This is a genomic window from Candidatus Aquicultor sp., from assembly GCF_054640775.1.
Genome location: NZ_JBTSLF010000149.1, coordinates 1 through 6,291 on the forward strand (window position 1 = coordinate 1; position 6,291 = coordinate 6,291).

11 protein-coding genes are annotated in these 6,291 nt (G+C 50.0%); 2 read left to right on the top strand and 9 right to left on the bottom strand.

The window, feature by feature from the left end:
• The 6 genes from ACYC56_RS11225 to ACYC56_RS11250 form a co-directional block, all read right to left on the bottom strand.
• The coding region (locus tag ACYC56_RS11225; RefSeq protein WP_461374269.1) for a hypothetical protein at nt 1-391 on the bottom strand (391 nt) is incomplete at its 3' end.
• A 292-nt stretch (nt 392-683) separates the two neighbouring features.
• The gene (locus ACYC56_RS11230; RefSeq protein WP_461374270.1) at nt 684-893 is read right to left on the bottom strand and encodes a hypothetical protein; all 210 of its coding nucleotides are present in this window, start codon (nt 891-893) and stop codon (nt 684-686) included.
• A 118-nt stretch (nt 894-1,011) separates the two neighbouring features.
• On the bottom strand, nt 1,012-1,617 hold the full coding sequence (locus ACYC56_RS11235) for an NAD(P)H-dependent oxidoreductase (protein WP_461374271.1): 606 nt from the start codon (nt 1,615-1,617) through the stop codon (nt 1,012-1,014).
• Nucleotides 1,614-2,096 carry a GNAT family N-acetyltransferase gene (locus ACYC56_RS11240; RefSeq protein ID WP_461374272.1) on the bottom strand — a complete coding sequence of 161 codons (483 nt, stop codon included), beginning with the start codon at nt 2,094-2,096 and terminating at the stop codon, nt 1,614-1,616. The genes ACYC56_RS11235 and ACYC56_RS11240 overlap by 4 nt, the downstream gene beginning before the upstream one ends.
• A gap of 100 nt (nt 2,097-2,196) precedes the next feature.
• Nucleotides 2,197-3,297: a VCBS repeat-containing protein gene (locus tag ACYC56_RS11245; RefSeq protein WP_461374273.1), complete on the bottom strand. Its 1,101-nt coding sequence runs from the start codon at nt 3,295-3,297 to the stop codon at nt 2,197-2,199.
• Between the two features lie 146 nt (nt 3,298-3,443).
• Entirely contained in the window at nt 3,444-3,626 is a 183-nt protein-coding gene (locus ACYC56_RS11250; RefSeq protein ID WP_461374274.1) for a hypothetical protein, read from the bottom strand.
• Between the two features lie 285 nt (nt 3,627-3,911).
• Here ACYC56_RS11250 and ACYC56_RS11255 point away from each other — a divergent pair, with 285 nt between their 5' ends.
• On the top strand, nt 3,912-4,163 hold the full coding sequence (locus tag ACYC56_RS11255) for a hypothetical protein (RefSeq protein ID WP_461374275.1): 252 nt from the start codon (nt 3,912-3,914) through the stop codon (nt 4,161-4,163).
• 100 nt (nt 4,164-4,263) lie between these two features.
• On the top strand, nt 4,264-4,932 hold the full coding sequence (locus ACYC56_RS11260; RefSeq protein ID WP_461374276.1) for a YidC/Oxa1 family membrane protein insertase: 669 nt from the start codon (nt 4,264-4,266) through the stop codon (nt 4,930-4,932).
• Nucleotides 4,933-5,183: 251 nt separating this feature from the next.
• Here ACYC56_RS11260 and ACYC56_RS11265 read toward each other — a convergent pair whose 3' ends face one another.
• From ACYC56_RS11265 to ACYC56_RS11275, 3 genes are all read right to left on the bottom strand, one after another.
• Nucleotides 5,184-5,384: a DUF2283 domain-containing protein gene (locus tag ACYC56_RS11265; RefSeq protein WP_461374277.1), complete on the bottom strand. Its 201-nt coding sequence runs from the start codon at nt 5,382-5,384 to the stop codon at nt 5,184-5,186.
• Nucleotides 5,381-5,629, bottom strand: coding sequence for a DUF4258 domain-containing protein (locus tag ACYC56_RS11270; protein WP_461374278.1), 249 nt, complete (start codon nt 5,627-5,629; stop codon nt 5,381-5,383). Before ACYC56_RS11270 ends, ACYC56_RS11265 begins: the two co-directional genes overlap by 4 nt.
• Nucleotides 5,630-5,731: 102 nt before the next feature.
• Nucleotides 5,732-6,291, bottom strand: a 560-nt coding sequence (locus ACYC56_RS11275) for an MFS transporter (protein ID WP_461374279.1), incomplete at its 5' end; no start/stop codon positions are given.

The window sequence follows — 6,291 nt, forward strand, 5'->3', positions numbered from 1 at the left end:
GCTCACCTTTCGTGTGTGGAAGCAAAGCGGCCACCGGTTGCATCGCCCGGCTTACGTTCTCACGATAATCGGGTCTTCTTGCCGTGCGCAAAAACGATATGGCCGCGGCAACGCAGACTATCAGGCCGGCTATAAAGCCCCATGACGTTACGTCAGGTACGGTTACCCCGAGCTTCGTGAATGGAACTCCTGCGAAGACCATGATCAGACCGACAATAACCACCCGTAGCCATTGCACTGTTACCGTCCGGCGGTAGAAGCGGATACGCGCAGTGCTGTCCGCCTTGAGCAGCTCCATTAACTTGCGATAGAGCCTCACACCGAAAATCGGCTCGGCCACTGCAGTATATACGAACAATATAGTCGCTAGAATCAAAGGTATTCCGCTCACTTATACAACTCCACAACACTTTATTCTAGTTGGTAACCTTATTGGGGTTAAAAGGACACGGGATGGCGCAATTCGGGCAGATTTTAAGGCGGTAGAGCGCCAGCGCGTAGACGCCAAATCCCGATATAACAAGACCGATTATGACGCTTAATTCATAAATCGCAAGTCATTCCTACTTTTTTGCCAACACTTGATTCGACGGAAGGTTTCAAAACATCTCCCGTCGTCTTGAAGTGTACGCTCTATCATTCTGTCGATAAAGGCATCGCGAAACTGCGCTTTATCCTGATCGTCAATACGCCGCATGAACGGTACCAGGCTCGGTTGGTCGAGCCATCCAATGAGTTCGCTCGTACTCTGCTAAGCCGGGAGTAAACCAGAGCCACTCGAAATCGCTAAAGTAACTGCTGTACTGGGCTTCCTTTATAATAGCTTTGGCGATCGATTCAAACGCCGAACAATTCCCATCGGCCGCAAAGTTAAAACGAATCGTTCCGCCCATAACCGGCGCCCGGAACGATTCGTTTTACTCGGCGCATCGCTCCATATCTTGCCGTCCTGGATAAATCGTTTATTCCAATAACCCTGCATCAAACACCCCTGGCTAGATATATGTAGGCCTAATTCCCCGCATTGATGGGATAATACCTGCCAACGGTCTGCCGAACTTCGGCAAACCAACTTTTTCTTTGTTCCTCGGTGCTGGTTACGATCACACGAAACATCTTCCTATAAAAATCCCCGACACCGCACAGGTCGAATATGCAATCTTTCCATATGCGCTCCAGCGGGTCGCCGAAGACCTCCCGCTCCCGCTTCTCCGGGGTGTTCGATGTGTTAAATACCAGGACGCTTTGAGCTTTAAGCAATCCTATCGGCACCCCTTCGCCGCTATCATCTTCGGTAAATTCATATGCGACACCGGGGCGGATCACGCGGTCTATCCATCCTTTTAATATGGCGGGTGGCTGTCCCCACCAGTTGGGGTGAACGATGATAATCCCATCGGCGATCGCAAGTTCATCACAGTGCCGCTGAACCAAACGATCCAGGCCCGCTTCCTTAGGTATCTCTGAAACAGGCAGAATCGGGTCGAATCCTTCTTCATAGAGGTCGTGAAACATAACCTCGTGCCCGTTATCGTTCAACGCTTCTACAGCTGTATTTGCAATGGCATGGTTAAAACTTCCCTTGCCGGGGTGCCCGAGGACAATTAATATCTTCACTCCTGGCCTGCCAGCACTACAGATGTTTCGACCTGGCGCTCCGGAATCGACCAGTATGTTCTGAGCAGGCGGTTCTTCTCCTCGGTCGAGACCAGGTTGAAACCGTTCTTTTCGTAAAAGCGGACGGCCCAGGTCGCATCCGCCCAGGTACCTATAAGAACGGGTGGTTTCGCTTGAGTCATGAGAAAATCCAGCAGCTTGGAGCCGATACCCTGGTTGCGCCTCGATGTGCGTACATAGGCGTGGCGTATAAGCGTCACATCCTTGACCGGCTGGATACCCATGACACCGAGCAGCTCGCCTTCCTCCTCATATCCCCAGAACGCCACACCGTCATCGATCTCATGGCGAAGCTCTTCCTTGGGCATATACGGTTCGGTCCAGCGGTCGGCCGGGATAATGCCGCGGTAAGCCTGCGCGGCGTCGTTTACGATTTCAAAAATCGCTTCAAAATCACTCTCTTCACACTTGCGAATCAACTAGTTCACCCCCGCTACTAGTATAAAACAATTCTAGCGGCGGGTGTTAAGCAGACAATGTTATGCCCTATTTTTATTCCTTAGCGAGAGGTTGGAGAAGTTATACGGCGAGGTCTATTTGCTGAACGGTTCCGGCACGGCCTTTTTCGCCCAGGTAAACGCCTGTTGAATTTACGGAGCCTTGCAGTGTGTTGGCTGTGTCTTTTATGGAGAACTGGGATGCAACGCGATCCAGGTAGATCGCCCCGACATCCTTTTCTTCCAGGGTATAGATGAGGTCTTTACCCTGGTCGTCTTTCGCCCAAATCCTTAGCCTATCGAAGATAGAATCATTCTCATCGATCCAATTGTTGCCGTCTTCATCATAAGTGGACAGCTCGGCGAACCCGTCACCGCTCTGGGGACCGAAAAGCTCGCTTCCATTATTGATTTTTCCATCCACATTCTTATCCAGCGCGAGAAAGCCGCTGCCGGGTTTTACAAAGGATACCTGTTCGGAGGTGCCGTTTGCATCGAGGTCGAATTCGAATTTAGTCGTCGTTAGCCCGGCGGCCGTCCCACTGTAATTAATAACCAGCGGGTCGATTTTCTTGGCATCCCCCGCCCTGAGATGCACATCATTGGTTTCCGCAAACTCCCTGCTCATATTCAGCGTTACGGCTATTTCGATATCTTTGCCATCGGTTGTTTTTACGATTCCCTTGGCCTCAAACGCCACAGTCTCGGATTCCGAGTACGCTTCATGGGAATCATACTCGACACCCCATCCTTGTTGTTGTGGAGCTTCCGCTGCCGCCGGTTGGGAACCTTGCGCCGCTGCGGGTTGCGGGGGAGCTTTGGGGCATGTGCCTTCGACACATGCCTTTGGCATCTTCAAAACGCCTATCTTTACTTTCTTTCCGGTCAATATCTCGAACATCGCTTCGATAAGACGTATCTTAAGCTCGTCTTTCTCATCCAGCCCTGAAAGCTCGACTGCTTCCGCGCCATTCACACTGCCGCCCTTTGCAACAACGGGGGTTTTAGCGGAAAGATCGAGGATATCGACCTTTGGTTTCGGCGCAGGTTCAAGCAATCTGCCATTTCCTTCGAAATCGGGGCGCTTATCGCCCACCCAGGCTTTTAACGTTTCGCTTTTTTCATATTTTTCTACGTATGCGCGGTCGCTTGCCATCGCTATGCTTGAACCTGCGATTTTCACCAAGATCTCCTCCTTGAGATCGCGGATAGGGAACTCCATTTCCCTCTTTAGAGAAAGGTATCGTCAGGATGCTAAGATTTCTGCAATTACCGAATATCTTGCCGGGATAGAGCATTGGGGTGTTTGCTGTTTTATGCACCAGACGATTAGTCTGCGGAGCATGGGATATTTACGGCTTTTTCGAGCTTGCCGCCCGGGAATTCCCATTTGTCGGCAAGCTTATCGTGAACCCCTCTCTTGGCTATCAACACGGGGCTGTCGGCAGTCAGGAATTGCTTGCCGGCGACCGGCCCATCTTTCACTATTATCGCAGCTATGACTTGCTTCAATACCGGTTGTCCTTTTAATATATGGGTGGACTTACCCCATCATTATATTCTAAATGGATAATTACCGGCCATCCTTATCCATCCTCTACTTCATATGCCGATCGCTGTTAGGCGGATATTCGCATCTCTCCCGGTTTCGATAAGCATATTAAGAGAAGATGTAAACACGCGACGATGTGAAATTCTACGGCACACGGGTGAATCTGATTTTTGTAATAGCGGGCAAATCAGGATATAATCTTTCAAGGATATAAACTTTGTAATGAAAACGCAGGAGGTGGGCTAATGCATATCGATTTTACTCTTATTGTAATCCTGATGCTGAACGTCGGGTTGGCATTGGCGTTCACCTACTACGGTACCCGCCTTCTTGCTTACCAACGGGTCGCCGACCTCGCGCAAACCAGGTCTGAGCACTCGATCGCGGGCCTGCAAGCGGCGTTGCGAGTGCCGCGCCCCGCGAGAAGGTATTACGTTCCCCGCATCAGGGTAAAAACGGACTCCACCGGTGATGAGCCCCCGCATATGCCTTTTTAGTTAATCGCTTTTAAAATGTTTACTGCGACTTTTAATGTGATGGTTACTACGTCGTTTGGTATGACATTCTATCACGTTACTTAACTAAGGAGGTACATCAATGAGCATATTCAGCTCGTTTTTCTCGGGCGTTTTAGGCGCCATTATGGGGTTTACCGGCGATTGGTTCATTGCCATCGCACTGTTGACCATCGCAATCAAGCTTCTGCTCCTGCCATTATCTATTAAGCAGCAGCACGGGCTTTTGATGACGCAGAACTTCAGCCAGGCTAAGAAGTTACTGGATGAGAAGTTCAAGAATAAAAAGGAACGGGTCAACAAGGAACTCATGAACATCATGAGCACGCACAAAGTAAATCCGCTCTCCTCATTCGGGGTGATGCTGGTGCAGATACCGGTGTTCTTCTCGCTGTATGTCTCGGTAACACACCTGGCCACTTCAATAGGAAGCGCGGTAATACCGTGGGTTCTAAGCGTAAGTACAGCCGATAGCCTGCATGTTCTGCCGGTTGTCGCGAGCGCCATTCAGGGGCTTATGGGATGGTTCGGTCCAACCGCCACGGCGCAGAGCCGCAATATTGCGATGCTGGCGTTACCGGTAGGTATCGGTCTTCTAGTTCTCTGGGGGGCGCCGGTCGGGCTCAGTGTATATTGGGGGTTTAACGCCCTCTTCGGCCTTGTTGAGAAGAAGATTTACTCACTCAAGTTTATCCGCGATAGGTATCTCAACGTGCCGACGGCTGACGACATGGTTAAGGGGATCGCATAAGAGCTTTCGATCTTAATAAACTCTATAAATCAGAAATAGCCCGGTAGCCCGGGCTATTTTTATTACCATTTGAGGGGTGATCCAGCTAAGAAACTAGCTCCACGCGTGACGTTTTCTCATTATCTCCCGCAACCGGTATGAACCAAAAGGTTTACCGTGACCCGGGAGAATCACCCGCGTCCCTGAATCCAGCAGTGTTTGCCAGCTCTTAAACACCTTACGAACATCCGAGGCAAACGGCGAGGCTAGCTTTAAGCGGTTTCAACTTCGATGTCAGAGAGGGATTCAGCAGAGATACGCTTGCTTATACCCAATATCTCAATCCCGACTACGCTATCGTTGGCATTATAATCCAAAATAACGCCAGGCTTAACTTCTTCTGAATCAACAATCGCCGATTCATCTAATCTAAGATATAGGGCATCGTTCTCGCGATCTATTTTAAGCCTCACTGCTCCCTCCTCTGTCGTCGATCAAAGAATACCGTTACTATCCTTTGCGGTTGCACGTTCGGATTTACTATAACACGCAGGTATTTGCCACCGCATTTATTTATCGCCTTTATGAAATGGACCGTGCCATCGTCTCTGTGCTCGACCCTCTCTGGATGCTCTAAGGTCGATTTTACCCACGTTTCTTTAATGTTCCGTTCCTTTAGCATATCATAAGCATGCTTTGAAAATGCATAATCTATCACAATGCTGCCCCCAGTGTAGTTTATGGGCGAACCACATTATTGCCTAATACCTTAATTATGCATTTGTGCTTATAATCCTTTATTTATCTCTCGCTGTCATCGTTAAATCTTCCCGTGCTTATCGGGCACTCCGGCAGGCATCCTGAATGAAGCAAACAAGCCGATGATCGAAGCGATCAGTACCAACCAGAATGTCATGTGGATACCATATGCAAGGGCATCAGCGAGCACATCCAGGTTGGCATGTGGAAGTGTCGCCCTGCGGACAGGGTCAAGAAGCAGGTTGGTAATAGACACCGAATCGCTGACGCCATATTTCTTGATAAGCGGCGACCCGGCGAGCATACCGGTAAGCGAGGTGTTCACTACGGTACCGAGCATAGCGACCAGTAACGTGCTCCCTAATATGCGCGAGAACATTACCGAACTTGTGGCGATACCCCGCTGTTTCCAGTCAACCGTCGATTGGATGGATACGATCTGCGTTGTGGATGCCAACCCCAGCCCGACCCCCATAACAAAACTGCAGAGTGCTATATAGAGAGGGCTCGATGAAACACCGATCCCCAGGTACATGATGCTTGCGATGATGCAAAACAGCATGCCCGCGATTTCGACTGTGCGGTAGCCGTAGCGCCAGATCAATCTACCCGATAGAGTGG